Origin of the sequence: Methylobacterium sp. Leaf117 (assembly GCF_001422985.1) — a bacterium.
Lineage (GTDB): Bacteria > Pseudomonadota > Alphaproteobacteria > Rhizobiales > Beijerinckiaceae > Methylobacterium.
The window spans coordinates 314549-328039 of sequence record NZ_LMNL01000034.1; the positions used below are offsets into that span (position 1 = coordinate 314549).

A 13491-nucleotide genomic window follows, 5' to 3' on the forward strand; every position below is an offset into this window, starting at 1 on the left:
GAAGAACCGATGACACCGCGAAACGTTGCGCCCCGCCGGTCCGCCCCGGATGGATCGACCGAGGCGAAGCCGCCGCCCCCCGTCACGCCCGCCTATCTCGAGCGGGCCGCCCTGCATTATCTCGAACGCTACAGCGCCTCCGTGGCGATGCTGCGGCAGACCCTGAAGCGGCGCGTCGACAAGCGCTGCCGCCTGCGCGGCGAGGAGGCGGGCGCCTTCGCCGAGGCGATCGAGGCCACGGTCGCCCGCGCCGTCAGCGCCGGCCTGGTCGACGATGCCCGCTTCACTGCCGGCCGCCTCGCGGCCCTGCGCCGGCGCGGCGCCTCCGCCCGCGCCCTGTCGGCCAAGCTCGCCGCCAAGGGCGTGTCGCGCGAGCAGGTGGCGAGCGCGATGGAGCACGAGCGCGAGACGGCGGACGAGGGCGTCGACCTCGAGGAGGCGGCCGCGCAGGCCTATGCCAAGCGCCGCCGGCTCGGCCCCTGGCGGCGGCCCGGGACCCGCGAGGCCCATCGCGACCGGGACCTCGCCGCGATGGCGCGGGCCGGCTTCGGCTACGCCCTGGGACGGCGGGTGATCGAGGCCGAGGATGGCGGCGAGGCGGACGTCTGAGGCTGCGACATCGCGCCAGCGGACGAGGCGGGAATTCGCGCGCGAAAACTTGAACGAAAGGCGAACGAGGCGCATTTCGTGTCGATGGACGAACTCCTCGCGAAGAAGCTGCGCATCCTCGCCGATGCCGCCAAGTACGACGCCTCGTGCTCGTCGTCCGGGGCGCCCAAGCGCACGGCCGGCAAGGGTGAGCTCGGCTCGACCACCGGCGCCGGCATCTGCCACGCCTATACGCCGGACGGGCGCTGCATCTCGCTTCTGAAGATCCTGCTGACGAATTACTGCCTGTTCGACTGCGCCTACTGCGTCAACCGGCGCTCCTCCAACGTGCAGCGGGCGAAATTCACCGTCGAGGAGGTCGTGACCCTCACGGTGGAGTTCTACAAGCGCAACTACATCGAGGGCCTGTTCCTTTCGTCGGGCATCATCAAGTCGCCCGACCACACCATGGAACTGCTGACGCGGGTGGCCAAATCCCTGCGGCGCGACCACGGTTTTCGCGGCTACATCCACCTGAAGTCGATCCCGGAGGCGAGCCCCTGGCTGATCGAGGAGGCGGGCCTCTATGCCGACCGGCTGTCGATCAACGTCGAACTGCCCACCGAGGCGAGCCTGGAGCGCTTGGCCCCCGAGAAGGACGGCGCCGTCATCCAGAACGCCATCGCGCAGATCGGCGAGCGCATCGCCGAGGCGAAATCCGAGAAGCGCCGGTTCTCACCGGCCGGACAGTCGACGCAGGTCATCGTCGGGGCCGACGCCACCACCGACGAGGCGCTGATCCGCAAGAGCGCGCTGCTCTATGGCTCGTACAACCTCAAGCGGGTCTATTACTCGGCCTTCAGTCCGATTCCCGACGGCTCCACCATCCTGCCGCTGGCCGCGCCCCCGCTCCAGCGCGAACACCGTCTGTACCAGGGCGACTGGCTGCTGCGGTACTACGCCTTCACGCCCGACGACGTGGCCGACGCCACCGAGAACGGCATGCTCTCCCTCGACATCGACCCGAAGCTGGCCTGGGCTCTGAAGCACCGGGCGCGCTTTCCCGTCGACGTGAACGCCGCCGACCGCGAGATGCTGCTGCGGGTGCCGGGTCTCGGGGCGCGCGCCGTCGACAAGATCATCCGCGCCCGGCGCCATACGCGCCTGCGTCTCGACGACGTCGCCCGCCTGACCTCGGCCCTCAAGCGGGCAAGGCCCTTTCTCATCGCCGCCGACTATCACCCGGCGGGCGGGCTCACCGACCGGCTCGATCTTCGGGCACGGTTGGCCGACCCTCCGAAGCAGCTGAGCCTGTTCTGAGGATGAAGACGCGAGCGCCCTCCGATCCGACGGTGGAGGACGGCCATACCCAGACAGCACGCGGGCAGCACGGTGCCCCTCTCCCGAAAGAAGAGGGCCCGGGCGACTCGCCTGCGGAGGGCGGCGGGTTCGGGACCTCGTCCCTCGACGCCGTTGATCTGCGACCGGGCGCCGATCTCGACGGCTTCCGCGCCGCAGCCCGCCGTCTCGCGGGTCGGGGCGTTCCGCCGGAGCGGGTGTTGTGGTCCATCGGAGAGACGCCTGGGCTGTTCGGGGCGCAGGGTCCGGCCCTGGCCGACGAGCCCCCCTTGAGCCTGCCGCGCGGAGTCGGCGCGATGGTCGGCAGGGTGGTGCCGCACCGCGACCCGGAGCGCTATGCCCTGCTCTACGGGCTGATCTGGCGCATCCTGCACGGGGAGCGCCGGCTCCTGGAGGTGTCGAGCGATCCCCTGGTCCATCGGCTCGAGCGGATGGGCAAGGCCATCGCCCGCGACCTGCACAAGATGCACGCCTTCCTGCGCTTCCGCCGGGTCGAGGGTGACGGTCCGGAGCGCTTCGTGGCGTGGTTCGAGCCCGACCATCACATCCTGGGCGCGGCGGCCCCGTTCTTCGTCGAGCGCTTCCGCTCCCTGAACTGGACCATCCTGACGCCGGAGGGCTCGGCCCGCTGGGACGGCACCAGCCTCGCCTTCGGTCCGCCGGGGCGACGCGAGGACGCACCGGAGGCGGACGGCTTCGAGGCGGGTTGGCGCGATTACTACGAGAGCACCTTCAATCCCGCCCGCACCAACCTCGCGGCGATGCGGGCGGAGATGCCGAAGAAGTATTGGCGCAACATGCCGGAGACCGCCGCGATCCCGGGCCTCGTCCGGCAGGCGGCGGCCCGCACGGGCGCCATGATCGAGAGGGAGCCGCAAATGCCGGTCAAGCGCAATCCTGCCCGCGCCGTGGCGGCCATGGCCGATCAGGCCCCGGATTCGCTGGAGGCGCTCAACGCCATCATCCGGCGCTCGGAGCCGCTGGTGCCGGGCGCGACCCAAGCCGTTCTCGGCGAAGGCCCGGTCGGCGCCACCATCGCCTTCGTGGGCGAGCAGCCCGGCGACCAGGAGGACCGCCAGGGACGGCCCTTCGTGGGGCCGGCGGGGCAGTTGCTGGCCCGCGCGATGGGCGAGGCGGGAATCGTGCGCGGCGCGGCCTACCTCACCAATGCGGTCAAGCACTTCAAGTTCGAGGAGCGCGGCCAGCGCCGCATTCACCAGAAGCCCACCGCCGGCGAGGTCAGCCATTATCGCTGGTGGCTGGAGCGGGAACTCGACTTCGTGGCGCCCAAGCTCGTGGTGGCACTCGGCGCCACCGCCGTGCTGGCCCTGACCGGCAAGGCGATCCCGATCACCCGGGCGCGCGGCCCCGCCGACTTCGCCAAGCCGTTCCAGGGCTTCATCACGGTGCACCCGTCCTATCTGCTGCGCCTGCCGGACGCCGCGAAGGCCGAGGCCTACGCCGCCTTCGTCGACGACCTGCGCCGGGTCCACGATCTCGGGCAATCGCTGGCGGCCTGAGGCCTCGTCCGAACTCTCATCGAGTCCTTCGGAGAGGCATCACCCGGAGAGGCATCACCGTCGCGATGGCGGAGTTCGATCCCGCTTACGCGCTGCACGGGCTCGCCGACAGGCCGCCCGTGTCGAGCGAACGGACGCCCTGTCAGGCTCCCTCCTCCTTGTGCGGGCGCAGTTCCGGCGTGACCTGATCGATGGCGGTCTCCACCGGCGCCGAACGGCTCTCGACGCGCGTGCTGTCGACGAAGATGCGGGCCTCGCCCTCCTTCAGGCCGAGGCTGCGCAGGGCGTAGAGGGTCATGCCGAAGGCCAGTTCGCGCTCGGCCATCAAGACGAGACCGACGCCCTGCTCCTCGAAGTGGCGGCGCTCGCCGTCGTTGTGGGTCCGCACCAGCGTGTCGATGTCGGGCCGGGCCTCGCGGGCCAGCTCGACGATGCGCCGGGCCGTGTGCACCTCGGGGGTCGCCACCACGATGAGCCGGGCCTGGGCGATGTCGGCGGCCTGGAGGATACCCGGCGCGGTGGCGTCGCCGAACACCGCCTCGATCCCCTCCTGGCGCAGATCCAGCACCCGACGCCGGTCGCGGTCGAGGACGATGTAGGGCAGGTCCCAGGCCTTGAGGGCCTTGCCGATGGTGCTGCCGACCCGGCCGTAGCCGATGATGATCGCGTGGCCGCGATGGGGCTCGCCCTCGGTCGACACCGCCAGCGTCGCGACATCCTTGCGCTGGAAGCGGGCGGCGAGGTCGGGCCGCTCCGCGACCTTGCGCCCGACCCAGTCGGTGAGCGCGAAGAACAGCGGGTTGAGGGTGATCGACAGGATGGCGCCGCCGAGAATGAGGTCGCGCCCCTCCTCCGGCAGGAGCTTCAGCGACAGGCCGAGGCTCACGAGGATGAACGAGAACTCGCCGATCTGAGCCAGGCTCGCCGCGATGGTGAGGGCGGTGCCGAGCGGATGCTTGAAGGCCAGCACGATCGCCACCGCCGCCAGCGACTTGCCGACCAGGATGACGCCCAGCACGGCCAGCACCGAGAGCGGCTCGCGGATCAGGATGCCGGGATCGAACAGCATGCCCACCGAGACGAAGAACAGCACCGCGAAGGCGTCCTGCAGCGGCAGCGAATCCGCCGCCGCCTGATGGCTGAGGTCGGATTCGGCGAGCACCATGCCGGCGAAGAAGGCGCCGAGCGCGAACGAGACGCCGAAGAGTTCGGCCGAGCCGAAGGCGATGCCGAGGGCGAGCGCCAGCACCGCCAGGGTGAAGAGCTCGCGCGAACCGGTGCGCGCCGCCTGGTCGAGGAGCCAGGGCACGAAGCGGCGGCCGCCCACCAGCATCACGGCGGCGAAGACCCCGACCTTGGCGAGGGTGAGCCCGAGGGTGAGCCACAGGTTGCCGTCGCCCGCATGGTGCGCGGCGCCCGCGCCGTCGCCCCCGAGGGACGGGGCGAGCGCTGGCAGCAGCACGAGGGCCAGGACCATCGCCAGATCCTCGACGATGAGCCAGCCGACCGCGATGCGGCCCTTGTCGCTGTCGAGAAGCCGGCGTTCCTCGAGCGCGCGCAGCAGCACCACCGTGCTCGCCACCGAGAGAGCGAGGCCGAAGACGAGGCCGGCCCCGAGGCCCCAGCCCCAGGCCAGTGCCAGGGCGCCCCCCATCGCAGTCGCCGCCACGATCTGCACGATGGCACCCGGCAACGCGATGCCGCGCACCGCCATCAGGTCCTTGATCGAGAAGTGCAGGCCGACGCCGAACATCAGCAGGATCACGCCGATCTCGGCGAGCTGGCCGGCGAGCTGGCTGTTGCCGACGAAGCCCGGCGTGTAGGGGCCGACCAGGACGCCGGCGAGGAGATACCCGACCAGGGGCGGCAACCGGAGGCGCTGTGCCGCCATTCCGCAGACGAAGGCCAGCACGAGGCCCAGGGCGATGATGGCGATCAGCTCGGTCGCGTGCGGCACGGGGCGGGAGTCTCCGGGTCGAGGGACAGGGGTCCAAGGGCCGTGCCGCCTGCCGCCCGCCGGGGCAAGCGGCCAACCGGCTTCACGTCCGAGATGCGCCCGAAATTCCGCAGCCCGCGGCGCCTCGGGTGCCGCGACGCACAACGCTCGGCGCGCGCGGCGGGTTTCGGGGAATAAACCCGCCCCGCGCCGCCGCCTCGCGATTCCGTGAGGGCGGATGAAACTCTCAGCCGCCACGCTCCGTTGTCGAGGCAAGGTATGCGCGCGTGACGAATTCATGCGTCATCTTGCAAGTACGCTCCATCCGGCGGAACAGACGATCGATGACATTACCCGACGAGACATCGACCACCACGAATACAACCAGGGACATGCATTCGACGCTTTGGACCGTCGCGCTCGCCAGCGCATTGCTGGGCTTGGTCGCCCTGCCGCGCCGGACGGGGGGCACGGTCGCACGGCCTTCTCCAGCGACCCCGAACGACCCGTCCCGCCAAACTTCCCCGTCCCATGCCGGCCCCGAGGCACGGCAGGTGGCGGCGCGGGAGGCCGACCGCGGCCGGGGCGCCCGGACGCCCTCGGACATTCCCGCCAAGGGCTGGAAGGATATCGGCCTGCGGGTGTTCCACGACGTCTCGGAGAACAACATCGTCTCGGTCGCCGCCGGAGTGACGTTCTACGTGCTGCTGGCGATCTTCCCCGCCATCGCGGCCCTGGTGTCCTGCTATGGACTGGTGGCGGACGTGGTCACCATCAACGAGCATTTGCAGACCCTGCAGGGGGTGGTTCCCTCCGGCGCCCTCGACATCATCGGCGAGCAGGTGAAGCGCATCGCCGCCAAGGGCGACACCACGCTGGGGCTGACCTTCTTCACCGGCATCGTGCTGTCGCTGTGGAGCGCCAACGGCGGCATGAAGGCGGTCTTCTCCGCGCTCAACATCGTCTACGAGGAGCGCGAAACGCGCAGCTTCATCTGGCTCAACCTGCGCTCCCTCGCCTTCACGGGCGGCGCGCTGCTGTTCATCATCCTGGCGCTGGTCGGTATCGTCGTGGTGCCGGCCGCGATCAACATCATCGGACTGAGCTCGGAGGCCTGGTACATCGCCCTGCTGCGCTGGCCGGTGCTGCTCGCCGGCGTGCTGGGCGGCCTCGCCCTGCTCTATCGCTACGGCCCGAGCCGCGACGCGCCGCGCTGGCGCTGGGTGACCTGGGGCAGCGCCGTCGCGGCGGTGGCCTGGCTGGTCACCTCGCTCGGCTTCTCCTGGTACGTCGCCAATTTCGGCAAGTACAACGAGACCTACGGCTCGCTGGGCGCCGTGATCGGCTTCATGACCTGGATCTGGATCTCGACCACGATCGTGCTCGTCGGCGCCGAGATCAACGCCGAGATGGAGCACCAGACCGAGGCCGACACCACCCGCGGACCCGAGCAGCCTTTGGGCACCCGCGACGCCCAGATGGCCGATACGGTGGGGGCGGCGACCTGAAGGGTCTTTCGGCGTCCCGAGGTATTGCGGTAGATTGCCGCCATGGACCGCGACGCCGCCATCGCCATTCTGCGCGCTCACGCACCCGCCCTGCGGGAACGCGGGATCTCCCATGCCGCTTTGTTCGGCTCGACGGCCCGGGGCGAAGCACATGCGACCAGCGACGTCGATGTGGTGATCGACCTCGATGACACCCTGAAGCTCGACGTCTACGGCTATGTCGGACTCTGTCACCTGATCGCGGACTTGTTTCCCGTGGCCGTCGACGTCGTCGATCGGAAGACCTTGAAGGACCGGGTCAGGGCGAGAATCGAGCGCGATGCCATCCCTGTCTTCTGAGCGCACGTTCGACGCTTGCGAGGACATCATCGCCAATGCCCAGGCGGCCCTCGACTTCACGGCCGACATGAGCTTTGCCGCATTCGAGGCCGATCAGAAAACACAATACGCCGTCGTTCGCTGCCTTGAGATCATCTCGGAAGCGAGCCGTCGGATCGACTCCGAGACCAAGGCGCGCCATCCGGACATCCCCTGGCGCGACATCGCGGATGCGGGAAATTTATACCGGCACGCCTATCATCGGGTGGCGCTGGACATCGTCTGGAAGACCGTCCACGACCTGCTGACTCCGATCGTCGCGGCCTGCCACGCCGAACTGCGCGGGCCGCCGACGCCCTGAGGGCGGGCGCCCCGACATTACCGATGCGAGACCGTACCGCCCGATGACCGCTCCCGCCTCCGCTCCCGTCGGCCCCGGCGATCAGATCATCCTGGTCGACGGCTCGTCATTCATCTTCCGGGCCTACTTCCAGTCGATCAACCAGGACCAGAAGTACAACACCCGGCCGTCGGACGGCCTGCCGACCGGGGCGGTGCGTCTGTTCTGCACCAAGATCGCCCAGTTCGTGCAGGAGGGGGCCGCCGGCGTGATGCCGACGCACCTCGCCATCGTGTTCGACAAGTCGGAAGGCTCGTTCCGCAAAGAGATGTTTCCCGACTACAAGGGCCACCGGCCGGATGCGCCGGACGACCTCAAGCGCCAGATGCCGCTGATGCGCGACGCGGTGCGGGCCTTCGGCCTGCAGCCGATCGAGCTGATCCGCTACGAGGCCGACGACCTGATCGCCACCTATTCGCGTCAGGCCGAGGCGCGGGGCGCCGGCGTCATCATCGTGTCCTCCGACAAGGACCTGATGCAGCTCGTCGGCCCCCTCGTGCGGTTCTACGATTTCGAATCCGGCTCCAAGGGCAAGGCCGGCTACCGGCCCGAGCGCAATCTCGACCGCGACGCCATCATCGCCAAGTGGGAAGGCCTTCAGCCGGAGCAGATCGGCGATGCCCTGGCGCTGATCGGCGACACCTCGGACAACGTGCCGGGCGTGCCCGGTATCGGCCTGAAGACGGCCGCCGCCCTGATCAAGGAATACGGCAGCCTCGACGCGCTGCTGGAGCGCGCCGCCGAGATCAAGCAGCCCAAACGCCGCGAAACCCTGCTGGCCAGCATCGATCAGGCCCGGCTCTCGCGAAAGCTGGTGGCGCTCGAAGAGAACGTGCCGGTTCCGATCCCCCTCGACGACCTGCGGCTGCCCAAGCCCGATCCGCAGAAGCTCGTCGGCTTTCTCAAGGCGATGGAGTTCAACACCCTGACGCGGCGCATCGCCCAGATGCTCCATGTCGACCCGGAGGCGGTGCAGCCCGACCCGGCCCTGCTGCCGAACCGGGAGCCCGAGCCCGACGCACCGTTCTTCCCCGACGCTCACGGCGATCCCGTTCCGGTCGATCCCGAGACCGCGTCCGGCGCCGGGCAGGCCGAGATCGACCCCTTCGCCGATCTCGGCCTGCCCGACGTCGCCCCGAAGCCCCGCGGGTCGTCCGAGCCGACGCCCGCTAACCTCGTGGCGGCCCGGGCGGCGGAATCGGTCAAGCCGTTCGACACGGCGGCCTACGAGACGATCGGGTCGGTCGAACAACTCGATGCCTGGATCTCCGAGGCCGAGGAGGCCGGCGTGATCGCCGTCGACACCGAGACGGATTCCCTCGACGCCAACAGCGCCAACCTCGTCGGCATATCGCTCTGCGTCGCACCGGGCCGGGCGGCCTACATCCCGCTCCGGCACGTGGAGCCCGTGACGGGTGCGGAGGGCGACCTGTTCGGCGACGCCAAGGCGGCCACCGACGTGTTCCAGCCGCTGGCGGGCCAGATCGCCGTCAAGGTCGTGATCGAGCGCCTGAAGCCGTTGCTCGAAAATCCCGGCGTGCTCAAGGTCGGCCAGAACCTGAAATACGACTTCGCCGTGCTCGGCCGCTCCGGCATCCGGGTGGCGCCCTTCGACGACACCATGCTGATCTCCTACGTGCTCGATGCCGGCAAGGGCGGCCACGGCATGGACGAGCTCGCCCGCCGCCATCTCGGCCACCAGCCCATCACCTTCTCGGACGTGGCCGGCACCGGGCGGGCCAAGGTCACCTTCGACCGGGTGCCCCTCGACAAGGCCACCGCCTACGCGGCCGAGGATGCGGACGTCACCCTGCGCCTGTGGCGGATGATGAAGCCCCGCCTCGTGGCCGAGAAGCGGGTCGCGGTCTACGAGACCCTGGAGCGTCCGCTGGTGCCGGTGATCGCCCGGATGGAGGCGGAGGGTATCCGCATCGACCGCAACATGCTGAGCCGCCTGTCGGGCGATTTCTCGCAGATCCTGGTGCGCCTCGAGGAGGAGATCCAGGCGGATGCGGGCGAAACATTCCAGGTCTCGTCGCCGAAGCAGATCGGCGACATCCTGTTCGGCAAGATGGGACTGCCCGGTGCCAAGAAGACGCCGTCCGGACAGTGGGCCACACCCGCGACCCTGCTGGAGGAGCTGGCCCAGGCCGGGCACGACCTTCCGAAGAAGATCCTCGAATGGCGCCAGCTCGCCAAGCTGAAATCCACCTACACGGATTCGCTGCAGGTCCACGCCAACCGCGAGACCGACCGGGTCCACACCTCGTTCTCGCTCGCCGCCACCACCACGGGCCGGCTCTCCTCCTCGGAGCCGAACCTGCAGAACATCCCGATCCGCACGGAGGAGGGGCGCCGCATCCGGCGCGCCTTCGTGGCCCAGGAGGGCAACCGCCTGATCTCGGCCGATTACAGCCAGATCGAGCTGCGCCTGCTCGCCCACATCGCCGATATCCCACAGCTGCGCCAAGCATTCGCGGACGGCATCGACATCCACGCGGCCACCGCCAGCGCGATGTTCGGGGTGCCCCTGTCGGAGATGACGCCGGACCTGCGGCGGCGCGCCAAGACCATCAACTTCGGCATCATCTACGGCATTTCGGCCTTCGGCCTCGCCGACCGCCTCGGCATCGGCCGCGAGGAGGCCGGCGCCTTCATCAAGCAGTATTTCGAGCGCTTCCCCGGCATCCGCGCCTATATCGACGACACCAAGCGCCGGTGCCGCGATCTCGGCTACGTCACCACCCTGTTCGGCCGCGTCTGCCACTATCCGCAGATCCGATCGAACAACCCGAACGAGCGGGCCAGCGTCGAGCGTCAGGCCATCAACGCCCCGATCCAGGGCTCGGCCGCCGACATCATCCGCCGGGCGATGATCCGGATGGAGGATGCTCTGAAGGCCGAAAAGCTGAACCTGCGCATGCTGCTGCAGGTGCATGACGAGCTGGTGTTCGAGGCCCCCGAGGACGAGGTGGAGAAGGCGCTGCCCGTCATCACCCGCATCATGGTCGAGGCCCCGGCCCCGGCCCTGACCCTCAAGGTGCCGCTGGTGGTCGAGGCCCGGGCGGCGATGAACTGGGAGGAGGCGCACTGACGCGCGGATGGCGCCGCGGGGCGACGTCGTTCCGCGCGACCGGACCTTAGGCTGGAGTGGCGGCCACGGCCTGACACCCCTCCCCACGCAATGCTCCAATGCGACGCAGGGTTGGAACGGCTCCGGACGTCGGGTGTTGCCGCACCGCAAACGATGTTCGCCAACGGCGCCACCAAGGGCGCCACGGAAAGAGAACCCGCCATGACCAAAACCTTCCTTGCCGCCCTCGGCCTGTCGGTCGCTGCCCTCGCCACCCCGGCCCTGGCCCAGGAGCCCCTGTCGTTCCGCGTCGCCCCGCAGTTCGACGGCAACCAGCCGGCCGTGACCGACACCTCCGACTTCCGCGCCGCAGCTCTTCGCTCGGACGCCGTCAGCATCGAGTCGAGCCGCATCGCCCTCGAGCGGTCTCGCAACCCGCGCGTGCGCCAGTACGCTCACAACGTCCTCGTCGAGCGCAAGGCCACCACTCAGGCGCTGCTGCCCGAGGGCACCTCGCTGACCGCTGGCGGCACCGTGGTGTCGGATTCCCAGCCCTTCGAGACCCGCCTCGACAACCCGGTCGGCGTGATCCTCGCTCCCGTCACCATCTCGGCCGGCATCGCCCAGCGCGTGGTCGGTGGCGTCCTCGGCGGCGTCGGTCTCATCGACAACAGCCCCTCCGAGCCGGGTCGCCGCGTCGCCATCGGCACCGAAGGTCAGGGTCGTATCGATCGCCTGAAGTCGGCCCGCGCCGGACGCGACTTCGACCGCACCTACGTGGACCAGCAGGCTCGGTCGGACGCCCGCACCCTCGGCCTCTACGCCTCCTACGCCCGCAACGGCGACAACGCCCAGGGTCGTGAGTTCGCCAACCAAGCGCTGCCCTACATCGCCGGCGAGCACGCCCACTCGGCCAACCTGGCCGACCGCATCAACTGAGCGCGTCGTCTCCATTCTGAATGCCGAAGGGCCGCCCCATGGGGCGGCCTTTTTTCGTTGCGCCGGGGACGCAGCCCGTCGCAGCGGCTTTGGCTCAGGTTCAGGCGGCTGGCACCAGGGCCGCCACCGCCGCGCCGAGGTCGTCGAAATGGGCGATGACCCGGTCGGGGCCGAGTTCGGTGACCGGCCGGTCCGTGTAGCCGAACGGAACCGCCACCACCGGAATGCCGGCGGCCTTGGCCGCGTCGATGTCGGCACGGGAATCGCCCACCATCACGGCGCGGGCGGGATCGCCGCCGGCCTGCGCGATGGTCATCGTGATGTGGCGCGGGTCGGGCTTGAAATAGGGGAAGGTCTCGCGGCCGCAGATGGTGGCGAAGCGGTCGGCGATGCCGAGGAGTTGCAGCAGCCGGATGGCCTGCCCCTCGTACTTGTTGGTGCAGACGGCCAGGAGGAAGCCGCGCGCGTCGAGCGCGTCGAGCGCCTCGACCACGCCGGGGAACAGGTGCGACTGCTCGCACAGGTGGTCGCCGTAATGGGCGATGAAGTCCGAGAACAACGCTTCCAGCCGCTCGGTCGTGAGGGGCTCGCCCGCCGTGGTGAAGCCGCGCTGGATCAGCGCCTTGGCACCGGCGCCGATCATGTCGCGGGCCTGCTCCAGGGGCAGCGCCTGAAGCCCCTCGCGCCGCAGGATGACGTTGAGCGTGCCGATGAGATCGCCGGCGGTCTCGGCCAGGGTTCCGTCGAGGTCGAAGACGGCGATGGGCGGCAGGGCGGTCATGGGCGGAGGGGCGGTCATGGACGGGGAGGCAGTCATGGGCGGAGGGGCGGTCATGGGCACTCGCAGAAGGGACGCGCGCGGGACGGGAGGCGCCGCGAGGCGGATCGGGACGGGGACCATCGCCGCAGGCGTGAGGGCGGGGGGATGCCGGGGCTGTACCCCATCCTGCCGCGCGCCGCGAGATGTGTGCTGCCGCGGGGGCTCCGAAGGGCTTGCCGCCGCCGGCCGCGAAAGGCTTGCTGCCGTTGGCCCCGAAAGGCTTGGCCTTTGGCGGTGGACAGGTGCGCCGGGCATGGAACCTCCGTCGCCGTCGCACTTGCCTCCGCGTCTCAGGCTCCTGTACGGTCCCCTCCATCGACGGCCGGGGGGCCGCTGCCCATCACCGAGAATCGCCCTTCTGCCCGTGCCATCGGCCGGGGTTCGGGGCGTTTTGCGAGTCGCTGGGGCAGATGCGGACGATTTCGGAGGGGGCGATGATGGAAACGGTCCCGGGTTGGTCAGACGAGCGGGTCGAGCTGCTGCGTCGCCTGTGGGAAGACGGCCTGAGCGCCAGCCAGATCGCCACGCAGCTCGGCAGCGTCACCCGCAATGCGGTGATCGGCAAGGTGCACCGGCTCGGGCTCTCGGGCCGGGTCAAGTCGGCGGAGACGCCCGGCGTGGCGCCGCGCAAGATCGGTCGTGAGACGGAGCCGGAGGCGGAGATGCCCGTCGCGGTTGTCGCCGAGACGGACGGCGCGCCTGCCCGCTTCGAAGGCGCGCCCGCCGCACCGACGCTGGTGGCACCGGTGTCCCTGTCGATCACCCGTCGGGTGACTATCATGGACCTGCGGGAGTCGATGTGCCGCTGGCCGATCGGCGACCCGACCTCGCCCGACTTCCACTATTGCGGCGATCGCGCGATCACCGGCCTGCCCTATTGCACCGCCCACGCGCAGATCGCCTATCAGCCGGCGGCCGAGCGCAAGCGCGACCGGCGCGTCGGCGGCTTTCGCTGATCCGACACCTTGCGGGCCGAGGCAGAGGGGCCAAAAGCCCTGCCGGCAAAGTCCCGCGTGACGGCACGGTTTCG

11 protein-coding genes are annotated in these 13491 nt (G+C 69.8%); 9 read left to right on the forward strand and 2 right to left on the reverse strand.

Features of this window, described 5'->3' with window-relative positions; translation table 11 throughout:
- Positions 1-9 precede the first annotated feature (9 nt).
- From ASF57_RS16045 to ASF57_RS16055, 3 genes are all read left to right on the forward strand, one after another.
- Positions 10-609, forward strand: coding sequence for a regulatory protein RecX (locus ASF57_RS16045; RefSeq protein ID WP_056181724.1), 600 nt, complete (start codon positions 10-12; stop codon positions 607-609).
- 84 nt (positions 610-693) lie between these two features.
- Positions 694-1908 (forward strand): putative DNA modification/repair radical SAM protein, encoded by a 1215-nt coding sequence (locus ASF57_RS16050; protein ID WP_056181727.1) that lies wholly within the window; start codon positions 694-696, stop codon positions 1906-1908.
- A gap of 2 nt (positions 1909-1910) precedes the next feature.
- Positions 1911-3467 carry a UdgX family uracil-DNA binding protein gene (locus ASF57_RS16055; RefSeq protein WP_082504041.1) on the forward strand — a complete coding sequence of 519 codons (1557 nt, stop codon included), beginning with the start codon at positions 1911-1913 and terminating at the stop codon, positions 3465-3467.
- Between the two features lie 142 nt (positions 3468-3609).
- Here ASF57_RS16055 and ybaL read toward each other — a convergent pair whose 3' ends face one another.
- Positions 3610-5424 carry a YbaL family putative K(+) efflux transporter gene (gene ybaL, locus ASF57_RS16060; RefSeq protein ID WP_056485032.1) on the reverse strand — a complete coding sequence of 605 codons (1815 nt, stop codon included), beginning with the start codon at positions 5422-5424 and terminating at the stop codon, positions 3610-3612.
- A gap of 371 nt (positions 5425-5795) precedes the next feature.
- Here ybaL and ASF57_RS16065 point away from each other — a divergent pair, with 371 nt between their 5' ends.
- The 5 genes from ASF57_RS16065 (at position 5796) to ASF57_RS16085 (ending at position 11641) form a co-directional block, all read left to right on the forward strand.
- Positions 5796-6911, forward strand: a complete 1116-nt coding sequence (locus ASF57_RS16065; protein ID WP_056485034.1) for a YihY/virulence factor BrkB family protein — start codon at positions 5796-5798, stop codon at positions 6909-6911.
- Between the two features lie 42 nt (positions 6912-6953).
- Entirely contained in the window at positions 6954-7250 is a 297-nt protein-coding gene (locus tag ASF57_RS16070; RefSeq protein ID WP_056485036.1) for a nucleotidyltransferase domain-containing protein, read from the forward strand.
- The gene (locus ASF57_RS16075; protein WP_056485038.1) at positions 7231-7590 is read left to right on the forward strand and encodes a HepT-like ribonuclease domain-containing protein; all 360 of its coding nucleotides are present in this window, start codon (positions 7231-7233) and stop codon (positions 7588-7590) included. Before ASF57_RS16070 ends, ASF57_RS16075 begins: the two co-directional genes overlap by 20 nt.
- A gap of 43 nt (positions 7591-7633) precedes the next feature.
- Positions 7634-10723 (forward strand): DNA polymerase I, encoded by a 3090-nt coding sequence (polA, locus tag ASF57_RS16080; protein WP_056485040.1) that lies wholly within the window; start codon positions 7634-7636, stop codon positions 10721-10723.
- Positions 10724-10924: 201 nt separating this feature from the next.
- Positions 10925-11641, forward strand: a complete 717-nt coding sequence (locus ASF57_RS16085; protein WP_056486016.1) for a DUF4142 domain-containing protein — start codon at positions 10925-10927, stop codon at positions 11639-11641.
- A 100-nt stretch (positions 11642-11741) separates the two neighbouring features.
- On the opposite strand, the gene ASF57_RS16090 is transcribed toward ASF57_RS16085, so the two are convergent.
- Complete coding sequence (locus tag ASF57_RS16090) at positions 11742-12440, reverse strand: HAD family hydrolase (RefSeq protein WP_244476969.1); 699 nt, start codon at positions 12438-12440, stop codon at positions 11742-11744.
- 455 nt (positions 12441-12895) lie between these two features.
- Here ASF57_RS16090 and ASF57_RS16095 point away from each other — a divergent pair, with 455 nt between their 5' ends.
- Positions 12896-13417 carry a GcrA family cell cycle regulator gene (locus tag ASF57_RS16095; RefSeq protein WP_056486019.1) on the forward strand — a complete coding sequence of 174 codons (522 nt, stop codon included), beginning with the start codon at positions 12896-12898 and terminating at the stop codon, positions 13415-13417.
- Positions 13418-13491: the final 74 nt, after the last annotated feature.

What these genes read in the sequence shown, in the direction of transcription:
- ASF57_RS16085 (WP_056486016.1), top strand. Translation starts at nt 10,925, where the DNA reads ATGACCAAAACCTTCCTTGCCGCCCTCGGCCTGTCGGTCGCTGCCCTC.
- polA (WP_056485040.1), top strand. Translation starts at nt 7,634, where the DNA reads ATGACCGCTCCCGCCTCCGCTCCCGTCGGCCCCGGCGATCAGATCATC.
- ASF57_RS16070 (WP_056485036.1), top strand. Translation starts at nt 6,954, where the DNA reads ATGGACCGCGACGCCGCCATCGCCATTCTGCGCGCTCACGCACCCGCC.
- ASF57_RS16045 (WP_056181724.1), top strand. Translation starts at nt 10, where the DNA reads ATGACACCGCGAAACGTTGCGCCCCGCCGGTCCGCCCCGGATGGATCG.
- ASF57_RS16090 (WP_244476969.1), bottom strand. Translation starts at nt 12,440, where the DNA reads ATGACCGCCCCTCCGCCCATGACCGCCCTGCCGCCCATCGCCGTCTTC.
- ASF57_RS16075 (WP_056485038.1), top strand. Translation starts at nt 7,231, where the DNA reads ATGCCATCCCTGTCTTCTGAGCGCACGTTCGACGCTTGCGAGGACATC.
- ASF57_RS16050 (WP_056181727.1), top strand. Translation starts at nt 694, where the DNA reads ATGGACGAACTCCTCGCGAAGAAGCTGCGCATCCTCGCCGATGCCGCC.
- ASF57_RS16095 (WP_056486019.1), top strand. Translation starts at nt 12,896, where the DNA reads ATGATGGAAACGGTCCCGGGTTGGTCAGACGAGCGGGTCGAGCTGCTG.
- ASF57_RS16055 (WP_082504041.1), top strand. Translation starts at nt 1,911, where the DNA reads ATGAAGACGCGAGCGCCCTCCGATCCGACGGTGGAGGACGGCCATACC.
- ASF57_RS16065 (WP_056485034.1), top strand. Translation starts at nt 5,796, where the DNA reads ATGCATTCGACGCTTTGGACCGTCGCGCTCGCCAGCGCATTGCTGGGC.